This window comes from Roseibium album (genome assembly GCF_965233825.1).
GTDB classification, from domain to species: Bacteria; Pseudomonadota; Alphaproteobacteria; order Rhizobiales; family Stappiaceae; genus Roseibium; species Roseibium album.
In genome coordinates, this window is the sequence record NZ_OZ247583.1 from 2,317,578 (window position 1) to 2,339,548 (window position 21,971).

At 55.4% G+C, this 21,971-nt stretch carries 20 protein-coding genes and 1 tRNA gene; 12 read left to right on the top strand and 9 right to left on the bottom strand.

Going from position 1 to position 21,971, the window contains the following annotated elements; genetic code table 11:
• Positions 1–29: 29 nt before the first annotated feature.
• The 10 genes from ACO6TI_RS10760 to ACO6TI_RS10805 all read left to right on the top strand — a co-directional run bounded on the left by ACO6TI_RS10760 (position 30) and on the right by ACO6TI_RS10805 (position 9,574).
• Positions 30–611 carry a cytochrome c gene (locus ACO6TI_RS10760; RefSeq protein WP_104704724.1) on the top strand — a complete coding sequence of 194 codons (582 nt, stop codon included), beginning with the start codon at positions 30–32 and terminating at the stop codon, positions 609–611.
• Between the two features lie 3 nt (positions 612–614).
• A complete protein-coding gene (locus ACO6TI_RS10765) occupies positions 615–1,505 on the top strand; it encodes a c-type cytochrome (protein ID WP_104704641.1) in 891 nt (296 codons plus the stop codon).
• A gap of 4 nt (positions 1,506–1,509) precedes the next feature.
• Positions 1,510–2,904, top strand: coding sequence for a multicopper oxidase family protein (locus ACO6TI_RS10770; RefSeq protein ID WP_104704642.1), 1,395 nt, complete (start codon positions 1,510–1,512; stop codon positions 2,902–2,904).
• Positions 2,905–3,450: 546 nt separating this feature from the next.
• On the top strand, positions 3,451–3,756 hold the full coding sequence (locus ACO6TI_RS10775) for a hypothetical protein (protein ID WP_104704644.1): 306 nt from the start codon (positions 3,451–3,453) through the stop codon (positions 3,754–3,756).
• Positions 3,749–4,213 (top strand): DUF411 domain-containing protein, encoded by a 465-nt coding sequence (locus ACO6TI_RS10780; RefSeq protein WP_104704645.1) that lies wholly within the window; start codon positions 3,749–3,751, stop codon positions 4,211–4,213. Before ACO6TI_RS10775 ends, ACO6TI_RS10780 begins: the two co-directional genes overlap by 8 nt.
• Before the next feature lie 9 nt (positions 4,214–4,222).
• A complete protein-coding gene (locus ACO6TI_RS10785; RefSeq protein ID WP_162498017.1) occupies positions 4,223–4,885 on the top strand; it encodes a L,D-transpeptidase in 663 nt (220 codons plus the stop codon).
• The gene (locus tag ACO6TI_RS10790; protein ID WP_104704647.1) at positions 4,885–5,373 is read left to right on the top strand and encodes a c-type cytochrome; all 489 of its coding nucleotides are present in this window, start codon (positions 4,885–4,887) and stop codon (positions 5,371–5,373) included. Before ACO6TI_RS10785 ends, ACO6TI_RS10790 begins: the two co-directional genes overlap by 1 nt.
• Positions 5,370–6,116: a DsbA family protein gene (locus ACO6TI_RS10795; RefSeq protein WP_104704648.1), complete on the top strand. Its 747-nt coding sequence runs from the start codon at positions 5,370–5,372 to the stop codon at positions 6,114–6,116. Before ACO6TI_RS10790 ends, ACO6TI_RS10795 begins: the two co-directional genes overlap by 4 nt.
• Positions 6,117–6,243: 127 nt before the next feature.
• On the top strand, positions 6,244–7,854 hold the full coding sequence (gene xrtD / locus ACO6TI_RS10800) for a VPLPA-CTERM-specific exosortase XrtD (protein WP_422384929.1): 1,611 nt from the start codon (positions 6,244–6,246) through the stop codon (positions 7,852–7,854).
• Positions 7,855–7,993: 139 nt separating this feature from the next.
• A complete protein-coding gene (locus tag ACO6TI_RS10805) occupies positions 7,994–9,574 on the top strand; it encodes a multicopper oxidase domain-containing protein (protein ID WP_196905409.1) in 1,581 nt (526 codons plus the stop codon).
• 101 nt (positions 9,575–9,675) lie between these two features.
• Here the strand turns inward: ACO6TI_RS10805 and ACO6TI_RS10810 are convergent, their stop codons facing one another.
• From ACO6TI_RS10810 to ACO6TI_RS10850, 9 genes are all read right to left on the bottom strand, one after another.
• Entirely contained in the window at positions 9,676–10,359 is a 684-nt protein-coding gene (locus ACO6TI_RS10810; RefSeq protein ID WP_104704651.1) for a hypothetical protein, read from the bottom strand.
• 261 nt (positions 10,360–10,620) lie between these two features.
• A complete protein-coding gene (locus ACO6TI_RS10815) occupies positions 10,621–11,088 on the bottom strand; it encodes a copper-binding protein (protein WP_104704652.1) in 468 nt (155 codons plus the stop codon).
• Between the two features lie 99 nt (positions 11,089–11,187).
• On the bottom strand, positions 11,188–11,553 hold the full coding sequence (locus ACO6TI_RS10820; RefSeq protein ID WP_104704653.1) for a copper-binding protein: 366 nt from the start codon (positions 11,551–11,553) through the stop codon (positions 11,188–11,190).
• Positions 11,554–11,591: 38 nt separating this feature from the next.
• The gene (locus tag ACO6TI_RS10825) at positions 11,592–14,771 is read right to left on the bottom strand and encodes a CusA/CzcA family heavy metal efflux RND transporter (protein WP_104704654.1); all 3,180 of its coding nucleotides are present in this window, start codon (positions 14,769–14,771) and stop codon (positions 11,592–11,594) included.
• Positions 14,771–17,188 (bottom strand): efflux RND transporter periplasmic adaptor subunit, encoded by a 2,418-nt coding sequence (locus ACO6TI_RS10830; RefSeq protein ID WP_104704655.1) that lies wholly within the window; start codon positions 17,186–17,188, stop codon positions 14,771–14,773. Before ACO6TI_RS10830 ends, ACO6TI_RS10825 begins: the two co-directional genes overlap by 1 nt.
• Before the next feature lie 81 nt (positions 17,189–17,269).
• Positions 17,270–17,494, bottom strand: a complete 225-nt coding sequence (locus ACO6TI_RS10835; RefSeq protein ID WP_158705631.1) for a hypothetical protein — start codon at positions 17,492–17,494, stop codon at positions 17,270–17,272.
• Positions 17,495–18,036: 542 nt separating this feature from the next.
• Positions 18,037–19,155: a tyrosine-type recombinase/integrase gene (locus tag ACO6TI_RS10840; RefSeq protein WP_104704657.1), complete on the bottom strand. Its 1,119-nt coding sequence runs from the start codon at positions 19,153–19,155 to the stop codon at positions 18,037–18,039.
• A gap of 57 nt (positions 19,156–19,212) precedes the next feature.
• The gene (locus tag ACO6TI_RS10845) at positions 19,213–19,668 is read right to left on the bottom strand and encodes a helix-turn-helix domain-containing protein (RefSeq protein ID WP_104704658.1); all 456 of its coding nucleotides are present in this window, start codon (positions 19,666–19,668) and stop codon (positions 19,213–19,215) included.
• Positions 19,669–20,282: 614 nt separating this feature from the next.
• A tRNA-Ser gene (locus tag ACO6TI_RS10850) sits at positions 20,283–20,372 on the bottom strand.
• Between the two features lie 328 nt (positions 20,373–20,700).
• On the opposite strand from ACO6TI_RS10850, the gene ACO6TI_RS10855 reads away from it, so the two are divergent.
• Together ACO6TI_RS10855 and msrA are read left to right on the top strand one after the other, a co-directional pair.
• Entirely contained in the window at positions 20,701–21,027 is a 327-nt protein-coding gene (locus tag ACO6TI_RS10855) for a hypothetical protein (RefSeq protein WP_063832831.1), read from the top strand.
• A gap of 161 nt (positions 21,028–21,188) precedes the next feature.
• Positions 21,189–21,842, top strand: a complete 654-nt coding sequence (gene msrA, locus ACO6TI_RS10860; RefSeq protein ID WP_104704659.1) for a peptide-methionine (S)-S-oxide reductase MsrA — start codon at positions 21,189–21,191, stop codon at positions 21,840–21,842.
• Positions 21,843–21,971 lie beyond the last annotated feature (129 nt).

A 21,971-nucleotide genomic window follows, 5' to 3' on the forward strand; every position in this document is an offset into this window, starting at 1 on the left:
AGCATTCTGGATATAGGAAAGACAATCCAATGAAACTGTCCGTAATACTTGTTTCGGGAGCGCTAGTTGTGTCTGGCGTTGCCGCTGCCCTGGCGCATGGTGGTGCTACAGGAATTGTAAAAGAGCGCATGGACGCGATGAGCGCCCTGGGCAAGGCCATCAAGTCACTCTCTGCGATGATGCGTGGTGAAACTGCGTATGACGCGGCGGCGGTTCGCAAGAACGCAGAAGTTCTTCAAAGCCACTCGGGTGAGGCGCTCACAAAGCTTTTTCCCGAAGGCAGCATAAAAGGTCCATCAGAAGCCAAACCTGAGATCTGGTCTAACTGGCAGGAATTTGCCGATATTTCCGGGCAACTTGAGCTTTTCGCCACGGCACTTGGGGAAGCTGCTGACAACGGACTTTCCGAGCCCGGAGCCGGGGGCGGCATGATGGGGCAAAGTGGCATGATGGGGCAGGGCAGCATGATGGGAGAAGGCACAATGATGGGTGACCCATCCCACATGCAGAACCCTGAGCTGCTTGCCCAAATGCCGGTTCAAGGTCTTTTTGCCATGACTGCGCAGACCTGCTCGTCATGTCATACAAAGTTCCGTATCGAGAAAAAGTAACCCGTGAGGATCTGGCTTTTTGGTGCGTGCGCCGCTCTTGCGATAGCAGGAGCGGGGTTCGCAGGGCTGTATCTCTGGCCAATAGGAAAACCGGTTGAACTTGAAGCTGCGGAAGGCGACCCGCAGCGCGGTGCTTATCTCGCCCGCATGTCCGGGTGTATTGCGTGTCACACGGATTTTGAAGGCGGTGGGAAACCGCTTGCCGGAGGGCTGAAACTTCCGACCGACTTTGGCACGTTCTATTCACCAAACCTGACCACTGACGGGGAGAACGGCATAGGCGCTTGGTCAATGGAAGACTTTGCCAAAGCGGTGCGCCAAGGCGTCTCACCGGATGGAGACCCGTATTATCCATCCTTTCCATACCCGTTTTATGCCAAGTTTTCCGATCAGGACGTGGCAAATCTATGGGCGGCATTTCAGACTGTTCCTCCGGTAGCTGAGACCTCCAAGGCGCATGAAATGGTCCCGCCATTCAACATCCGGTCCGGCCTTAAGATCTGGCGTGGCGCATTCCTTGACCCCAAGCCGTTTCGACCGGAGCCTGACAGGAGCGAGGCGTGGAATCGGGGCAAGTACATCGTTGAGGGTCCTGCCCATTGTGGTGCGTGTCACACGCCGAGAAATCTCCTCGGAGCCAGACAGGTAGATCTGTTTCTGGAAGGTGCGGACAAATTACCCGATGGCGGCAAATCGCCACCCATCACCAGCGCTGCTTTAAAGGAGGGAGGTTGGACGATAAACTCCTTGTCCTATGCATTGCAGACCGGCGTAATGCCTGACGGCGATGTATTCGGGGGCTCGATGGGAGAGGTTGTGAGGGACGGCACGGCGTTTTTGTCTGAGGAAGACAGAAAAGCAATCGCGACCTACCTGCTGGAGAGAGACGAATAAGACCATGATCAGCAGACGAAATTTTTTGGCATCCACAGCCGCTGCGACGACGGCCATTGCCGGGCAACCTTTCTTCAGTGTTGCGCGTGCGGACGATGGTTTCCTCGAGATCACCGCTGGTCTGACCTCGAAGAAGCTCTATCATGAGGACGCGAAAGCCTCCGATCTTTGGCTTTATAACGGCAACACCCCTGGTCCGGAAATCAGGGTGACGGTCGGTGAACGCGTGAAAGTGCGCCTCACGAACAATCTTGAAGAGCCGACGTCCATCCACTGGCACGGCATCCGGATCGCCAACGCAATGGACGGTGTTTCTGGTCTCACTCAGGAACCTGTTCAACCGGGCGAGACGTTTGAATATGACTTTGTGGTTCCCGACGCAGGGACGTACTGGTATCACGCGCACAACAAGAGCTGGAATCAGGTTGCGCGCGGGCTTTATGGTCCGTTTATTGTCGACGAAGCAACTCCGGCTTTCGATCCAGAACATGATCTGACCCTGGTCATCGATGACTGGCGTCTTCAAAAAGACGGCAGTCTTGACGTTGCGAGTCTTGGTCATTTGATGGACTGGAGCCATGGTGGCCGGCTCGGCAACTATCTCACGGTCAACGGCAAAAGCCGTCCGAATTTCGAATTGAAGGAAGGGCAAGCCTATCGGCTCCGACTGATAAACGCTGCCAATGCAAGGATCTTTTCGATCGCTCCGGAAAGCTTCGGTGCGTTGGTTCTGGCCTATGATGGTCAACCACTTCCGAAACCTGAAAAACCTGCTTACTCGCCCCTGCTGCTTTCACCGGCGCAGCGAATGGATCTGTTGGTGACACCGGAAAGGGATTTCGCGTTTGAAGAACTATCAGGTGACACTCCCTATCCTTTTGCGTTCTTTAAGATTCAAGGCCGTCAGGACGCCAAGAAAGCGTTCCTCCCATTGGTACCAAATCCTATCCCGGAGCCTGATCTTGAAAACGCGAAGATATTCAAGATCGACATGACCGGCGGCGCGATGGGCCGCATGGTTGAGACGGTCTATAACGGCAAGGTCCTGACTGGCGAAGATTTTCCGAGAACGGGACAGCTCTGGGCATTCAATGGTGTCGCAAATCTCGCGGAAGATCCGTTCTTCTCGGTAGAACACGGCAAGAGTGTCATTCTTGAAGTGCTCAACGACACTTCTTTTCTGCACGCGATGCATATTCATGGCCATCATTTCAGGGTCATCGAACGGGAAGGCGCGACGATCGATGACGGTCAACCCTGGCGGGACACGATTGCAATTGGCCCAAGTCAAAGCGCCAGGATTGCTTTTGTGGCAGATAATCCGGGCAAGTGGCTGTTTCACTGCCATATGCTGGAACATGCGGCAGCAGGCATGAACACATGGTTCGAAGTCGTATAGATCACTCGTCTGTGTTCGGCATGGAGTGGTGCTCGCGGCGAATTTGGAGTATTGACGCGGTATGCGCAGTGTTTTGATTGCATTGTTGATCATAGTATTCTCAGGGGTCCATCCGGCCGCTGCATTCGGCGTTGCGCACATGGAAACGAGCGTCATCGACCATACAACTGCGACCGATCTCGCTCAGATAAAGGCCACTGACAAAAGTCACTCGCACCATTTGAAATGCTGTGAAAAGGCCAGCGACACAGAAACAGATCTAAAACTGTCGGGCTGCGGCGCAGACTGTGTGTCATTTGTCGTGAGCAGCATGGACGTGTTGTTCACCTCATCGGTGTCACCGGAACACAGTCGCGCTCTTTTGTTGCTCGCCGTTCCCTCCTTGCCTCAGGACCATCCTCCCAAACGCGTTTGACGCTTCGCGCCGGTGTGCGCTTTTTCGCGCGCCGGAAAGGTCAATGGTTTGGAAGGACGAATGGTGAATTCCCGATATCTGCTGAAGTTATAGGTCGGCACCATTCGCCCTGAGAAATAGGCAAATGCCAAATGCGCATTCAGGAAAATGGAAGCCGGATTCCGGCGGCGGTAGCTCGTGTGAAGGCCAGGACCGCTGAAGATAACCCAGCGAAAAAGAGCGTCAGCGGACACACCCTCTTCATGATGGCCTGTTGTGCCGCGATGGTCGCGGGAACCGCCATCATTTTTGCGTCGGCCCCGGCAGGTCAATCACTGGGAGAAACGCTGCTTCTGGCCGCGCCTGTTCTCGGTTGCCTCGGCATGCATGTCGTCATGCACCGGTTCATGGGCAGGTCGTGCCATGGCGCGGAAAACAAGGATCAGAAAAATGACTAGACAAACTCTCTCTGCTGTCGCCCTCGCAGGGCTGGTTTCACTCTCCGGTACGGCATTGGCTGATGAGGACAAAACCGTAACAGTGTTCAAGACGCCCTGGTGCGGATGCTGTCAAGTGTGGACGGACGCCGTTGAAAAGGCCGGGTACCACGTCATCGTGAAAGACATGGAGGATCTGTCCGCGATCAAGAAACAGGCGGGGGTTCCGGCTGAAATGGAAGGCTGCCACACGGCGGTGATCGGAGATGACCGCAAATATGTGATCGAAGGACACGTTCCCCTTGAGGCAATCGACAAGATGATGTCGGAACGTCCGGACATCCGCGGGATCGCCGTCCCTGGTATGCCGCAGGGTTCTCTCGGCATGGGATACGATCCGTCTGCCAGATACACGGTCTATTCGGTGAGTGCCAAGCCGTCCGAACCGCCGCAGCCTTACATGACCACAGGTGAATAGGTCTTCATGATGAACGTCTCAAGGAGAACCTTCCTTGCCGGGTCGGCGAGCCTTGCCGCGCTCGCCGTCAGCGGCTGCGTCTCCAGTACCTCCGCTCCCGAGTTTTTTACCCCGTCTCAGGATCCTGCGTATCTTTCCATGTACGGAGCTATGCCGGAGGAACGGTTTCCGCTTCCCGCAATCAATCTGAATAAGGTGCCTGACCGGTTCTATAGGCAACAAGTGGATTACCCGACCAGTGAAAGGGTCGGGACACTCGTTGTCGATACACGCAACTATTATCTCTATCTCGTACAGGAGAAGGGCAAGGCCATGCGCTATGGCGTGGGGCTGGGTCGGGCTGGCTTCGAATGGTCTGGTAGAGCAAGGATTGCGCGCACAAGCTCATGGCCAAAGTGGACGCCGCCTGACGAGATGATCGAGCGGGAACCGGAACTCGAAAAATGGAGCTGGCGGAACGGCGGGATGCCGCCCGGTCTAGAGAACCCGCTCGGGGCGAGGGCCCTTTACATCTTTCAGGGCAATCAGGACACGCTCTACCGGCTCCATGGGACGGCAGAATACTGGACGATCGGGTCAGCGGTTTCCAGTGGCTGTGTGCGCCTGATGAACCAGGACATCATTGATCTTCATGCACGGGTTCCGGTTGGAACGCCGATTGTGGTGCTGTGATGGGCAAGGTGTTGAAGCGCGGGTATCTGCTGGCCGGAGCCTTGATCCTGGGGTCGGGCGCCGCAGGCCTTTACGTGCTCAGCGACGGTGTCTCGGCGGGCACACAGTTGCAGCCGGATGATGCTGCTCTGACACGCCTGGGGGCTGAGATATACGTCCAGAGCTGCGCGTCCTGCCACGGCGCCGCGCTGGAAGGTGAGGAAGACTGGCAATCCGCAAATGCCGACGGGACTCTCAAGGCACCGCCTCACGACGAAACCGGCCACACCTGGCACCATGCCGACGAGTTGCTGTTCCGGATCACCAAATTCGGAACGGCAAAAGGAGCGGGCATTGAGGATTTCCAGTCCAATATGCCCGCTTTCGAAGACAGCTTGAGCGACCGGGAGATCATCGCTGTTCTCTCCTGGATCAAGGCCCAATGGCCAGACGAAATCCGAGAACGGCACGACATGATGAACGAACGGATGAGGAACTTGAACCAATGAAACGTCTGCTTCTGAAACTCTGCATTCTGCTGGTCGCGCCCTTGTCGATGGCAGTGCCCGCGCTCGCCGATACAGCGGAAACGCTCTCCGAGGAGAGGATCAAGGAACTTGCTCTCGAAGCTATTCTGGAGAATCCGGAAATCATCGAGCTGGCAATCCAGCGCCTGCAACAGGTTCAGCTCGAACGACAGCAGGCCGCGATAGCGGCGACACTGGAGTCTCGCCGGACCGAACTGGAGCGCGACCCGAATGCACCTGTTCTGGGGAATCCGGATGGAGATGTCACTTTGGTCGAGTTCTTTGACTATAACTGCCCCTATTGTAAGCGGGCGAAGCCCATTGTGGAGGCCTTGCTCGAAGCCGACCCGAATATCCGCGTTGTATTCCGGGAATGGCCTGTCCTGAGCGAAGGCTCGGTTTATGCGGCGCGTGCCGCGCTGGCCGCGCGCCAGCAGGACAAGTACGAGGAATTCCATTGGGCTCTGATGGCCTTCAGGGGCCGGGCGGAAGAGGCGTCGGTTCTTGAAATAGCCGAGGAAGTCGGCCTGGATATTGATCAGCTTCAGTCCGACATGCAGGCCGATGATGTCGACAATCACATCCGCCTGTCCATGCAACTGGCTGAGGGCTTGAACATCACCGGCACTCCGTCATTCGTCATCGGCAACACGGTACTGCCCGGCCTGCCCACACAGGAGCAGCTGTCTGCGGCTGTCAGTGAGGCGCGGGATGCGGCCAACTAGCCTGCCGGGAAAGGCGTTTGATGAGGACAAAACGGATAATGCGCCAAGAGCGCGCAAGCGACGGCACTTAAAGGAATTGAAGACTGGAAAGCTATTGGTTTCATACAAGTAATTTGGGAGACAAATCATGACTATTGCGGCCCGCACCAACGATCATGGTTCACAGGTTGACAGGACCGTTTTGGCCACCAATGTGATCCTCTGGCTTTTGGTAGCGTCACTCGGCGCTGCTCTGTTTTTTTGGGATGGATTGATTTCTTTGGGAGCCGCATGGGCCAAGCCAGAATACAGCTACGGTCCTCTTGTACCGCTAATTACCAGCTACATGACTTTGTTGGAGATTAATCGTCATCCGGTAAAGGTCGACCACGGTCCCCGGACGGTTGGACTGGTCATTTTCTTCGTTTCAATCTTGATAGGATTTGTCGGAAACCTTGTTCGGATCCCGGACATCATCACCTACGGATTTATTCTTTACATAGGTGCTTTGATTCTTCTTCTCGCAGGAACTCGTCAAGGATTCCGATTCTGGCCAGGTTGGTTACATTTGATATTCATGCTGCCTTTGCCGCAGTTCATTTACCTTAAGGTTTCTACGGATCTTCAAGCTGTTTCAGCCGAACTCGGCGTTGCAGTAATTCAAGTCATGAATATTCCAGTATATCTCGATGGCACAGTTATTGATCTTGGAGAATACAAATTACTCGTTGCAGAGGCATGTAGTGGTCTGCGCTATTTGTTTCCATTGTTTAGCTTTGGCTGGCTCATGGCGGTTCTTTACAACGGTCCGAACTGGCATAGAGTTCTGATATTTCTGGCAACAATTCCTGTAACCGTGCTCATGAACAGTTTTCGAGTTGGAATGATCGGTGTTCTGGTCAACTACTATGGTATCGAACAAGCTGAAGGATTTATTCATTTCTTTGAAGGCTGGATTATATTTATCGCGTGCACAGTTATTCTGTATCTTTTTGCGTGGATTCTGTCTCGATATTTCTCCTTTGGACGAAAACGCCCTAAATACATTATCGGTATGGACTACCAAGGAATGTTGGGCCCATTAAAGAAACTCCCTTCTCTAAACGTCAATCGACCCTTCATGGTTGTAACCATTTGCGTGCTTGCCGCTGGGATTGCCTGGCAGATGGCCCCTAAGCACGCATCCGATTTTGAAGTTGACAGATTGCCGCTGGGTCTCTTCCCGCTGAGTATTGACGGTAGGCAAGGGGTGTCTACTATTTTGGATAGCGATGTGGAGCGAGTACTTGGTGCAGACGAATACCTGGTCGCAGACTACAGTAACAATCAAAATAACATCAACTTGTTACTGACGTATTATGACTCGCAAACGCACGGGTCTGGAATTCACTCTCCGGAGGTGTGTCTACCCGGTGGCGGTTGGGAAGTATCAGATTGGGAACAGAAACCAGTCAGCGTTGTAACCGGAGAAGAGGAGATTAGCTTCACAGTAAACCGCGCTGTCATACAACTGGGTCTACAACGGCAATTGGTATACTACTGGTTCGAACAGCGCGGGCGCAGGATCGTCAATGACTTTGAGGCAAAATTCGTTGTCGCTTGGGATTCTGTGCTTGGCAAGCGCACTGATGGCGGACTGGTTCGGCTCGTTACTCCGATAGGAAATGCGGAAAGTGAAGCTGAAGCCGACGAAAGGCTACAGTCCTTTATGAACGAGATCGTCCCGGAGTTGCCAGGCTATTTCCCAGCACTGGACTGATAATGCTGGTGTATTTGGCCAGAAGACGGGCGATTGCGACTTCACGGATTGCCTGTAGCGGTGTTTTTGCGACGAAGTCTTGATTGTGTCGCGCTTTTGTCCGCAGTCGGAAGCAAGTCCCTCGGATATTCTGCCTCGAATGAGTTTCTGGGCAGGGAAACAGGAAAATACCTTTGAGCATGAGCGTGACGGTTCTTTAAATAGCGTAGTTTGGTCGAGAGAGAAAATGATAAGTCGACGTAGTTTGTTCTTGAGTGGAACAGTCGCCGCAATGACTGCGGGAACAGCGATCTGGGTAGGCAATCGGCCCGGGAAAACAAATGAGTTGGCTCTGGCAAGCAGGCCAAGATTGAGCTACCCACCGCTCCTGGATGCTACCCGAAACAGTGAGTTCAAGTTGCGCGCTAAATACGGAACCCATGCGTTCGGTACCGGTGTCGAATCATCAACGGCAGGTTTTGATCAATCTTATCTCGGCCCAACCGTCCTTTTGAAACAAGGTGAAACACGCGCACGCGTCGAAAACGCACTGAACGAAGACATCAGCGTGCATTGGCATGGTTTGATGGTTTCGGGTGACCAGGACGGAGGTCCGCATCAACCAATTGCGCCTGGAGACTCATGGTCGGTGGACTTGAACGTTAACCAGCAGCCCTCGACCCTTTGGTACCACTCACACAGCCATCGGCGAACTGCGGTGCAGGTTTATCACGGGCTGGCTGGCATGATGATCTTGACGGACGGTATGGATGGGGAAAGAGGTCTACCGAATTCATACGGAACAGATGATCTGGCGCTGGTGTTTCAGGATCGACGTTTCGGTTCGGACGGAAAACTTTCCTACGATCTCGGTATGATGGATCTGATGCACGGATTCACAGGAGAGGTGGTAACGGTAAATGGCCAGATCGATGCTGTGGCGATGGTGCCAAAGGGCATAGCAAGGCTTCGTCTATTGAACGGATCAAATGCACGCATCTATGAGCTGTTCATTGACGATGGCAGGCCCATGCAGCTAATTGCAACCGATGGCGGCTATGTACCTAACCCGATCGAACTGAACGGCCTCACTCTTTCTCCTGGTGAGCGTGCCGAGGTCTTGATCGACTTTTCAGACGGCAACCCAATTACAATTTATAGCAGAGACGATCCGAACCAGGGGCCCGCCGGAATGATGGGTCGGGTCCGTGGGCTTTACGACACTCTGTTCATCTCGTCATTCCCCATACTGTCGATTGCCGTTGATGATCGTATTCCGGCACGCGTCACCAAAATACCAGATGAATTGGATGGCAACTCGATCGTCCAAGACAGGGAAAGTGGAAGGACACGTTCTCTGACCCTCAACATGGGGATGAGAAGGATGATGCGGAGTGGCCAGAGTGAAATTCCTCTATTCGCCATCAACAACAAGGCTTACGAAATAGACAAACTAAACTTTTCCGTTCCGATCGGATCTACCGAAAGATGGTTCATCCGGTCGGAAATGTTGAGCCATCCTTTCCACGTCCACGGTACACGATTTCAGGTGGTTTCGGAAAATGGTAGCGATCCACGACCAGAATATGCCGGCTGGAAAGACACCGTTCTGGTGTCTGGAAGCGTTGAGCTAAAAATGTCGTTCGATAAGCCGGCCAGACCGGACAAACCATTCATGTTCCACTGTCACATTCTCGAACACGAGGACAACGGAATGATGGGTCAGTTTTCGGTTGGGTGAATGGTTTGCTGGTTGGCAATCGCAGGCTAATTCTCGAGCCAGATGTAAGGAATGGCGTTCGGCCCAATCCGCTCTCAGTAGTTTCCAGGCATTGACGCAAATTAGCGACCGGCAGTAGCAGCGGCAGTACCTTGCCGTAACAAGCTGAAGCCTCTCCAAAGTGCTCCGGCGTCCGCTTGGGATATCAGGCCAGTTGCGCCAAGCAACCGCGACAAGATCATGCCGGTCCCGACATTCACACCCAAATTGATAACGCCATTGATGAGAGCTTCGTCACCGGTGCGCATGAGCTGTCGGCCCGCATGGCCATATAGGCGCGAGTAAAGCTCGTTCCCGGATCCGACGCGTACGATGCCGCCGCCAGGCAAGCCTCCTCCGGTTGCGATCAGGAACCCGCGGGTGCGCATATGTGGATGCGGATGCGGCCTGAACCGCGTGACGGAAAAATTGCTGCCGTTGAGATACACGAGGACTTCGGAATAGGCATCGATTGCCTGAAGGATATCGCCGACCTTTTCCGTATGGGCTTCCCAGTGACATTCCGCGAGCACCTTCGCGACCGATGCGACGACCGATGCAAAATGTTGCTTGGGATTGTTGAATTCGAATAGCCGTATCATGCCCTGGATTCGGACGTCGATGTGAGGCGGTCGAACAAGCGTCACCAGATGCTGATGGTTGTCTCGCAGATCCTGGTAAGTCACGCAGTTCGAAAACAGTCTTCTCAGGATCTGCTTCAAGTTACGTTCACTGGATGCGGTTGGAGCATAGATGATAACCGGCATGAACGACCCCCAATGTCATGTGTATTCAGATGGCCAAAGACCTTTTCAAATTTCGACGGTAGCAGTTGAAGCTCATATTGCCGTAACGGAAATCACATGTTGGCTGTTTTCGAGACATGCGCTCCGGCTCATCGAGAATTTTTCCACGCTTGAATCGCAGTTTTAGTCTTTTGAATCGAAAGAGCGTAATGTGTGATGACTGGCTGTAAGTCGTCGCCACCCTTCTTCTGGCGTAATTTGATTTTCTTTGCTGCGTTGATCCTAAAACACCGGCACGCCGTCATCCGTAGGCGGGGCGCTGTCCGGGTTCGCTTCAGGTGTGTCATCAGTTGGTTCGTCGGCTACAATCGAAGAGACTCGATAGCTGCCAAGATCGCTCATGGTCAGCATCAGAGTTACCGGCATTCCAGGTTCAACGCCGGGTGTGACCGTGACATAGGGGGCGAGGGGCAGGTCCATGGTCATCGCCGGCCAACCAATCCTTTGATTAGCCTCGTGTCTCACGTTGACGGTTCCCTCTGACAACGAGTTAACGACGCCGCGAAGATGGAACGCACCAACCAATTGTGCGCCTCGTTGTTCAAGCACGGAATGATCCATATTCACTGGCGCCTGTTGAGGCAGGAAAACGCTTTGCGGCTGGTGGAACCCTGCCACGGCAGTCAGGGGAGCGCCTGTTGTCAGCAGACTTGCAAGAACCAATGCGAGGGAAGCGCTGCCTGGTTTCATGTTCTCACCGATGAGCTTTCAGTTGTTTCGTAAGATTTGCTTTTCGCCAGGCGCTGCCTCCCGGACCGATCGATCCGGGAAGCAATTGGCCGAGGCTGATCAGTTTGGCATAATAGCGCCGATGGCGTAGAGACCATCGTCCCCCTTCACCAGCATCAGCGTGACGCTGTCGCCAGCGTTGACAGCACCCATGGTCTGGGAACCTTCGAGCAACGGCAGGTCCATGGTCATAGCCGGCCAGCCGATTTCCGGGATCGGTTCGTGGCTGACATTTGCCGTGCCTTCGCCGATAGAGTTGACGACAGCCTTCGTGTGGACAGCCCCCTCCATCTGCTCGGCGTTCATTGTCATATTGGAATGATCCATTCCCGAATGGTCGGAGCCGTGTTTGGCGTCGGCAAACGCCACAGGTGCAGTGCTGGCTGCCATAAAGGCGGCGAGTGTCAGGGATTTGATCAGGTTCATTGCGTGTCCTTTCTCTGGTTCTCGGTATGATCAAGTGGTTATTCAGCGGGCACGACCGCGCCTGCTTCCGGGGTGTTCGCTCTGAGCTCACGATTGACGCGCTTGAGCGCAAGACGCTTCCAGATCACGAAAATTGCCGGAATGACGAACAGGGTCAGAAGAGTTGCCGTTGCCATTCCGCCGACCATCGGCGCAGCGATTCTCTGCATTATCTCCGAACCTGTTCCGTCCCCGTACATGATCGGGATCAGGCCAGCGAAGATCGTCGCAACGGTCATCACCTTTGGCCGCACGCGCAAAAGGGCGCCTTCAAAGACGACATCCTCGACATCCTGCGTTGTCATGACGCGGGCTTCGCTGGCTGCCGCTTTCTTCCGCTTGTTCCAAGCAAGGTTTAGATAGAGCAGCATGACGATTGCCGTTTCCACGGCGACACCGGCAAGTGCGATGAAACCGACGATTACGGCCACGGACATGTCGAAGTTCAGGTACCAGAGAAACCAGACGCCACCCGCCAGGGCGACCGGCAGGGCCGCCATGATGATCCCGACCTCAATGACGCGGTTGAACGCCATGAAGAGCATCAAGGTGATGATCAGGAGGGTTGCAGGAGCCACCAGCTTGAGCCGCTCCTGCATTCGCTGGATGTACTCGTACTGGCCTGACCAGGCGATCGAATAGCCGGGCGGCAACTGCACATTTTGCGCGACCACCTGCTGCGCCTCGGTGACATAGCCCCCAAGGTCCCGCCCGGCGATATCAATGAAGACAAAGCCGGTTCTTCTGGCGTTCTCCGATCGGATCATGCCCGGGCCGTCCACGACGCGAATCTCTGCAAGAGCCCCGAGAGGTATATGAGCACCGGATGGGGTGACCACCGGAAGGTCTCTCAACCTTTCAGGACTGTTCCGCCAATCCTGCGGATAGCGCAAGTTGATGGGAAAACGTTCAAGCCCTTCCACGGACTCTGAAACCTGCATCCCGCCAATCGCGGTTTGCACCACGTCCTGAATATCACGAACGCTCATCATGAAACGCGCCGCGGCGTCCCGATTGACATCGATTTCGATAAACCGGCCACCAACTGGCCGTTCCGCATAAGCGGACGCTGTTCCCCCGATGCCCGCGACAGCTGCCTCGACCTCGATGCCGATCTGTTCGATCACCCCCAGGTCCGTCCCGGTGATCTTGACCCCGACAGGGGTTTTGATACCGGTCGCCAACATGTCGATGCGGTTCTTGATCGGCTGGATCCAGACATTTGTGACGCCCGGGATCTGAACGGCCTTGTCCAGCTCGTCTCGAATACCGTCCATTGTCATGTCAGGTCGCCATTCGGATTGCGGCTTCAACTGGATGGTTGTCTCGATCATCGTCAGCGGTGCCGGATCGGTAGCGGTTTCCGCCCGGCCCAGCTTGCCGTGTACGGTCAGAACCTCCGGAACAGTTGCAATCAGACGATCCGACTGCTGAAGCACCTCCCTTGCCTTGCCGATGGAAACGCCTGGGTAAAGCGTAGGCATATAGAGGAAGTCACCTTCGTTGAGCTCCGGCATGAATTCGGTACCGATCCGTTGCAACGGCCACCACATGGATGCAACAAGTGCCGCTGCCAGAAGTGTTGTCGCCCACGGCCAGGCGACGGCCGCGTCCAGAAACGGCCGGTAAAGCCATATGACGATCCGGTTCAGCGGGTTCTTGCTTTCCGGCAGGATACGGCCCCGAACGAAGTAACCCATCAAAACGGGTACGAGCGTGATCGACAGTATCGCCGCCGCTGCCATCGCATAGGTCTTTGTGAAAGCAAGCGGTTTGAACAATCGTCCTTCCTGGCTTTCCAGCACAAAGACGGGAAGAAAGCTGACCGTGATGATTGCAAGTGAGAAGAACAGGGCGGGTCCGACCTCAGAGGCACATTCACTGACAATTCGCCATCGGTTTTCCTTTGTCAGCTTTTCGTTTTCAATGCGCCGGTGCATCGCCTCGATCATGACAATCGCTGCGTCCACCATCGCGCCGATGGCAATGGCAATTCCGCCAAGTGACATGATGTTGGCGTTCACGCCTTGCAGCTTCATGATGATGAAAGCGGCCGCGATGCCGAGCGGAAGGGAAACGAGAATAACAAGGGAAGACCGTATGTGCAGAAGGAAGGCTGCACAGACCAGAACCACGACGATGAACTCTTCCGTCAGTTTTTTCTGAAGATTGTCGATCGCTCGTTCGATGACACCGGAGCGGTCGTAAGTGGTCACGATTTCGACACCCTCCGGCAGGCTTCCGCGCAACTCCCCGATCCGGGTTTCGATGGCCTTGATCGTGGCAAGCGCATTTCCACCCCAGCGCAGGATCACAACCCCACCGACCGCATCGCCTTCGCCGCCGAATTCACCGACGCCCCGGCGCATCTCCGGTCCGAAACGGATTTCGGCAACGTCCCCCAGTGTCAGGGCAGCTCCCCGGTCATTGACCATTAACGGGGCCTTTGCAAGATCCGCCAGTCCGTCGACATAGCCGGTGGAGCGAACCATGAACTCCGCTTCGCCCATCTCGATCACGCTCCCCCCGGTCTCCCGGTTGGCCGCCTGCATGGCATTGCGGATCTGCGCCAACGTTATGTCATAGGCTCTGAGTTTGTTCGGATCGACGACCACCTGATACTGTCTGACCATGCCTCCGATGGTGGCGACTTCCGAAACGCCGTCGACGGTTTGCAGTTCGTATTTCAAGAACCAGTCCTGAAGGGCCCTGAGTTGAGACAGGTCGTGATTGCCTGTCCGATCGATCAAGGCGTACTGGTAGATCCAGCCAACACCGGTGGCATCCGGTCCGAGCTGCGGAGAAACCTCCTCCGGCAGGTTTGCCGTGATCTGGCCGAGATATTCCAGGACGCGGGTTCTGGCCCAATAGAGGTCCGTACCGTCCTCGAAGACGATGTAGACGTAACTGTCACCGAAGAAGGAAAACCCGCGCACATCACTTGCTCCTGGAACTGCGAGCATGGCAGAGGCAAGGGGAAAGGTGATCTGATCTTCCACGACTTGCGGGGCCTGTCCCGGATAAGGAGTGCGGACGATAACCTGGACGTCGGAAAGATCGGGGATCGCGTCGACGGGTGTTTCGCGAACGGCCCAGATTCCTGCAACAGCGATCATAGCGGCAACGGCCAGCATGATGATCCTGTTTGCGATGGAGGCGCGAATTATGGCAGCTATCATCACATGGCCTCCTCTTGGCGCAAGCCAATCAAGGTCATTGAGAAGTCCGGATTGCGCCGGAGCAGCAGCGTCGTCTCACGGCTCAAAGGCAGATCATTCGGATCGAGTGCTGCATCGACGGCAAAGTCCATTGTCATGCCGGGCATGCCGATTTCCGCCATCGGACCGTGCGTGATGTTGGCTGTTCTGGCATCTGCATCAACCGTGTTTATTGTGCCGCGCACTTCCATGGGCGGAGTTGTGGGCTCAGCTTTTGCGAGAACCATCGTCAGGCCATCCGGGCGCTCGAAGGTCAGCGATGTTTCAGCGCCAAGCGGGAGCGTTTCAAGGTCCAGACCTTTATCGACTTCGAAGACCATGGTCATGCCTGGCATACCGATTTCTGTTATCAGGCCATGCGTGATGTTCGCGGTTCTGGCGTCTTTGTCGACGGTGTTGACGGTGCCGCGAACCTCAATCGGAGGAGCCACCAGATCTGCTTTTGCTAACACCATTGTCAGTCCATCCGGACGGTCGAACGTCAGAGATGTCTCCGTGCCAAGCGGCAGTGCTTCAAGGTCCAGACCCTCGTTTACGGCGAAGTCCATGGTCATGCCTGGCATGCCGATCTCAGCGATAGGCCCATGCGTGATGGTGGCCTTGCCGGCATTGGGATCGACGGAGTCGATCGTCCCCGACACCACGATCGGAGGGGACGCGGTCGGCTCATCCTGTTTGGGGGACGGAGATGTATCGTTTTCGCCACCTGCTTCACGCACAGCAACAATTGAGAACAGTCCACCGTCATCCTTGGACAGATCAAACTCCACCGGGACGTCCAACGGAACTGAGCTCGGATCAAGACCGGCAGCATCGAGATCCATCTGCATCGCGGGCCATCCAAGTTCCGGAATGGGTCCGTGATCCAGCGTCAGCTTGCCGTCCTGTGTGACTGCGAGCACCATACCGGTGCCGGTCGCGTCGATGCCGTCATCTCCGCCGAGCTCAATCAGGCCCAGTAGGCCATCTGCACCACGGGCCGCACGAAAGGCGACCTGTTGTCCCTCGTTCAATCTCTGAAGTGCGACCCCGGACTGAATTGGAAAGCGGGACGTCATCGCAGGCCAGTCGAGGCTTTCCAGCGTGTCATGGCGAATGGTCGCGACGCGGGCAGCACGATCCAGGGCGATAAGCTCACCAGTTCCGCGCGCCGGAGCTTCGTTGGTCGGTGCCATCCGCATCAAACCGGCGCTGAGCGCGCTCTCGCTGTCGATCAGGAACTGGGCAGAGGCGACGACCTCTTCGCCAGGGGCGAGCCCCTGGACGACCTCGGTCCGCCCACCATCGCCGAAATTGTCGCGCAAGCCTGTCGTGATCAACCTGGGTTTGAAGGTGCCTTCACCTACTTTGATGATTGCTCGTTCCGCGGCTCCGGTGCGAATGATGGCTTCGGTCGGCACGGTTACCGCTGTGCGCGTCGCGTTCGGGACGAGCGTGACGTTACCGAACATGTTGGGTCGCAAATGTCCGTCGGAGTTGTCGAAGCGAAGCCGGACGGGGAGGGTCCGTGTTTGCGGGTCCAGTTCCGGATAGATGTAGTCGATCTCACCTTCAAAGGTTTGCCCCGGCAGATGTTCGAAACGGGCAATCGCACGCATGTCTTCCGACAGCCGGGCGATGTCGCGCTCGAAGACATCAACGATTAGCCAGACCTCGTTGAGGTCGGTGATCGACATGGCCTGGGTTCCAGGCTGCAAAAACATGCCGTCAGCGGCCCCCAGGGCAATCACCACACCGTCGCGCGGGGCCTCTACCTTGATGCTTCGGGCGACTTCGCCACTTTCTTCAATTTCGGCAATCTGCGCCTCGGAAGCGCCGTGGCTCCGCAACTTGTTGCGGGCCGCTTCGAGGGACAGGCCATTGCCGTTGTTCAGGGATCGGAGAAAGTCGAAACTGGCGACACCGAATTCAGGCGAGAAGAGTTCGAAGAGAACCTCGCCTTTGTTCACCTGATCGCCGACGGCCCGTACATTGAGAGTTTCGATCCATCCGTCGACGCGCGTGTGCACGTGACTGGTGAGGTGTTCATCGTAACCGACGAACCCGACCGTTTCGATCTGTTGGGAGATTTCACCGACACGCGCGAGCGCGGTTCGCACGCCGATTGCATTTATCTCGGCGGCTGATAACTGCACCTCGGTCGGGTCGCCAGATGGTTCCTGACCGGCATAAACCGGGACCAGATCCATCCCCATCGGCGATTTGCCGGGACCCGGTTGGCGAAAGTTGGGGTCCATTGGGGCAACCCAATAGAGAATGTCAGCTTCGCCGGATGCAGCGTCGTTGGCTGGATTTAGATAAAGTCGCTCAAGAAACACCCCGCCTGCCACGCCTGCGGCAAGGGCCAGGATGCTGAGCGCGGAATAGCGTCCACGCATGGTAACCTCTGGTTTGCCATCGCCAACAAGCCGACGGCCGGTTCAACAACGAAAGCTCGCGGAATTCCGCGAGATGGCGTTTCAGAGGAATCGTGGAGGACGTTTGGGGAGAGTGATATCTGCCACATGCAGGACATCAGGTGGCGACTGCGCAAAGCTCAAGACACGCAGGACAGGGGCAAGACCAGCGGCGACGCCATCGAATGTATAGCCGGCGCAAAGAGCTCCTCCGCAACACCTGTCGTTTCCGGAGGATCCATGGTCGTGGGTAACACCTTGCACGTCGGCGGCAGCATGCTTGGCCATGTTCTCACATGGTATGCTGACTTGCATCGTTGTCGGCTCGGAGGCTCCGGCCGTCTGGTGCTGCATCGGTGCGCGCGCAAGGGCAATCAAAGCGAACGCCAAAAATAGCGTCGCTGCGATCCTGCTGAAATGTCGCGCGGTTTTGCTCATCGTCGGCGATATAATCAGGATAGCGAAAAAAACAAGGGGAGACGTATGGCCCTGGTGTGATCGAGCGACTTCACGTCACTGTGGGAATCGCAATATTCGCCGTGAAACCACCAGTCTTCCGCGCTTCCTGAGAAGGTGGAATTTATTTGCGAGGAAGCCACCAGCACGCCCTACGGTTAACAGGGCATGAATGTTGCGGCCCGCCGGATCTCCGTGTTCAACCTTGGTACGCCCGTCTGCCGGATTGGAACAACAGCTGCCAAAGTGAACTCCATGAAGTTGCTTCCAGGCAGGCATCGGGAGCATACGTCGTGGCTCGTGGCGTTGGAACAAGACTGATCGAATGTCGATCATCTCATCCTCGGAACGAGTATTTTCTTTCAACGTCGCAATCAGCGATGGTTAACCTTCAATGGATCGAACCCGTCAATAAGGCTCTCGAACAGCTTGACGTGGTCCGGGCTCATTCGGCCGAGCTTGTCGATCAGTCGCCGTGTGTCGGGCCGGGGGTTTCGATTGCGCATGTTTCCGATTAGTTCGTGTTGCCGCGCTTCGGGAACCTTGCCGTAATGTTGCAGCGTGGTGCCAAGCTCTTCGTGTCCAAGATTCTGACTCCATGCTTTCAGCTCCTGGATGGAATGACAGAGCTCTTCTCCCATTGCGGTTAGTGTTTTCCTGAGGGCATGTGGCTGAAAGACGGGAACATTGGCGGCTTTACAGGCATGCTGCACCAGTTTCCGGATCGGGTCGGCAGATTGCCAAAAGGTCTCTTTTGACACGAGACCTTGACGGTCGATCGATTGCCGCAGGCTTGGAAACAGCGGAGATGTGTCTGTCGCGCCGCCTTCGCAGCGTTCGCGAAACCAGAATTGAACAATCTCTTCGATGTCGTTGCCAACAGGGAACCAGGTGGTCGGTATCGTCTTGGAAAACTTGGTTTGTATGTCGCGCGGATCCTGAAAGACGTGCCGTTCGTCTGGATCAACATGCTTCATCTGCAGGCCGATCACTGCACCATCGCGCATGCCGGTCAGAAACAGGAACGCAATCACTGCCCGGTCGCGCCGTTGTTTGAAAGACTGATCCGGCATTGCTCGCAGGATGATCCTGAGCTCCTCCAGGGTCGGCACGTGTCTGGCGTTTTGAACGCGCGAGAGGGCGGCGAGGCGCCTGGAGGGATTGCAGTAGTCCGGAAGATCCGGCGCCAGTTTTTTGTGGCCCGGTTGCTCCCTCAGCCAGTTCAGGAAAGCTTTGAGGCTGTTGAAGGTCTGTACAATGGTTCTTGGAGCCAATTCGTCAGGATGGATGTCTTCAGCGTTCGGATCGAAAATCTGAATCTTGAACCGAATGATATCTTCCGGTTTCAAGGTGTTGAAATCCCTGTTGCCGATGGCACCGGCAAATTGGAGTACATGGCGTAAATAAGCGTCGATGGTTTTTGCACTCAAACCACGCGCCTCGAGCATGTGTATTTGATAGCGGCGGATCAGTTCCAGATTCCCCGGTTGCAATTCTTGCCTCCCAGTTTTCGGCAAATGCGCAAATTCAGTGCGGTCTCAAAAGAATCTTTAATCGTCGGAGATCGGGCTGGAGTTGTGGTTGAATTGTTGTGTCAATGAAGTGAGATCGGTCTCACGAACATAGGTTGCAGAGGTGCCGCCGGTCGCAGGGCAGGTCATGAGAACCCGCGTTCGGAAGCGGCCTATGAGATCAACGGAAAACGGCACCTCATGCAGCAGGTGTTTCTGCTTGCAGCAAACGCAATAGACTTCGCCGGGACGACAGGGCCGTTTGGCGTCTTCATAGCGGCGCTTGTGAAACGCGTTCAGGTCCCGCCCGAGAAACAAGCGCACATTGGCCTTGTAGGACCTCAGGCCATTGCGGCGCCAGTTGCGGATGGTGTTAGGGCAAACATCGAAGAGCACCTGGACTTCCGGCTGGGTGTAGAGCCAATTTGCCCGTGCTTTGCCCAGGAAACGCCTGCTGCCGCGGGGCCGGGCTCTGGTCTTCCGGAGCGCGCTCACGACGTCTTCTCCTGTAAGCTCCTGTCATAGGCTTCCAGTTCAGTCCGAAACCAACGCGTTGAGCCGGCTGTCAATTTGTGGCCGCGGGGAAAGTTAGAGTTGATCCTGTGCCACCGCCAAATTGTCGGGACGCTGACACTGTACCAGGCGGCCACGTCCTCAACATTCAAGTGAACGCGTTCAAAATGGACCTTTGCAGATTGTTTCTTGCGCTGCTTTTGGGACTTGGCGCACGTCGAAGCACAATACCGAGCTTTCTCGCTCGTCCTGCCATGCATCTGCGGCGTGTTGTACTGGGTATCTGGCGTGCTTGAAAAAAGATCACGCTGATGTCGCTTAGACATGCATGCCTCCACGTTGGCCCGTCAAACGGGTTGGCTGGATTAGCAAGCACGTCCTGCGCTCTTTGTTCGATGCGAGAAGGAGGAAGCTTCTCGCTCACAACTCACGCTGCAAACGGTAAGCGTGGATGATCTGAGTCGCAACTGAAATTGCGCGGGATGAAATCAATCTGGACAAATTGTGGAAAAATCACTTGAGTGATGGTCTGTATGATGGGCTGTTATCAGCCTTGAATTAAAAGCACAATGAAATCACGGAATTAGAAAAAAATATGGCGGACAGAGAGGGATTCGAACCCTCGATACGGTTGCCCGTATACACGCGTTCCAGGCGTGCGCCTTCAGCCACTCGGCCACCTGTCCATCCGAAGCAGCACCGTAGCCCCGCTTGAGTGCCGCGCAATATACTCAGCTATAGGTCAAGTGCAAGCGCCTGAACGAGTTTTTTTTGAACGGGTGCCAACCTGTGGAACATGGCTCGGATCAATCGGCTCTGACACGATCGTCGGTGGCCCAAAATCCGATTTGTTGCAGGAAAACTCACAAGAATGTGTTGTACGTCAATCTTTGTACAATAGAATTGCGCTATTACCTTAAGTCAGCGCCCGGCATTTTCCATTTTTCGATGTGTCTGGCGGAAGAACAAAATATGTGCTCGACGAAAAAAATTTTTATAAGGTCAGATATCAAAATGTTCAGCGTATTGAAATTTATATTCCGTCTGACGGGACTGGCATTGCTTGCCGTCGCTATTATTGCCGGCATCTCCGACGCCAGCACGTCGATTGCCCAGTCTCAGGTTCAACTCCAACCCCTGGGGCAACTCCTGTTCAATCTTTTCCCCGATACTTTCCCGATCCTTCAGCCTGCCATTGAGCGTCACATCCATCCCGCGCTCTGGGATCCGGTGTTGCTGACACTCATGACCTGGCCGGTCTGGGCAGTATTCGCGCCGTTCGGTTTGCTGTTTCTGTGGCTCGGCGCGAGGCGCCAGCGTTACCAGACACAGTTCGCCTGAAGGAGCCGGCGGAACAGACTGAAGGCGCGCCAGGGGACACTCCTGCGTGATGCCTCTTGGAATGTCGGCGCGAGTGCGCCACATTGCGGTCAATGATTGTGACGGAGCTCCTTCCCTGTCTGGTTTGCCGGGGAGGGGGCTGTTCTTATGGGAGATCCGCAATGTCCTTCATGACCATGTTGACCAAAAAGTTCTCCTTGCCCGGAAAGGAAGAGGCCCTGCCGGGGCGTACGGTGGCAATCGCGCCGTCCGAAGCGCATTTTGTGAACGGAAAGTCTCTCAACGGGCCTTATCCGGACGGAATGAAGACCGTGCTTTTGGGCATGGGATGCTTCTGGGGGGCCGAAAGGCTGTTCTGGCAACTGCCGGGAGTTCATGTAACCGCCGTCGGTTATGCGGGTGGTCATACCGCCAATCCCACATACAATGAAACCTGCTCCGGCCGGACGGGACACACGGAAGCGGTTCTTGTCGTTTACGATCCCGATGCGATCCGTTTGGAAGACCTGTTGAAGGTGTTCTGGGAAAGTCACGATCCAACGCAGGGCATGCGTCAGGGCAACGATACGGGTACGCAGTACCGCTCGGCAATCTATGTCAATTCGCCGGAAGACCTTGTTCTTGCCGAGCAGACACGCGATGCCTACCAGGTGGCCCTGAACCAGGGTGGTGTTTCCGCCTCGATCACCACGGAGATCCGGGAACTGGATACGTTCTATTTTGCTGAAGATTATCATCAGCAATATCTTGCCAGGAATCCTGCCGGATATTGCGGCATAGGGGGAACCGGCGTTGCGTGCCCCGCCGCAGGCTGACCGTTGATCTGAAAACGATTTCTGAAGTCGAGTGCGCCGCAGTCCAGTGACTGCGGCGCTTCTGTTTCGCCGCACGGCATATGTAAATTTTACGAGAGATATACTTCGTATCTGTTTCGGGGTTTTCTC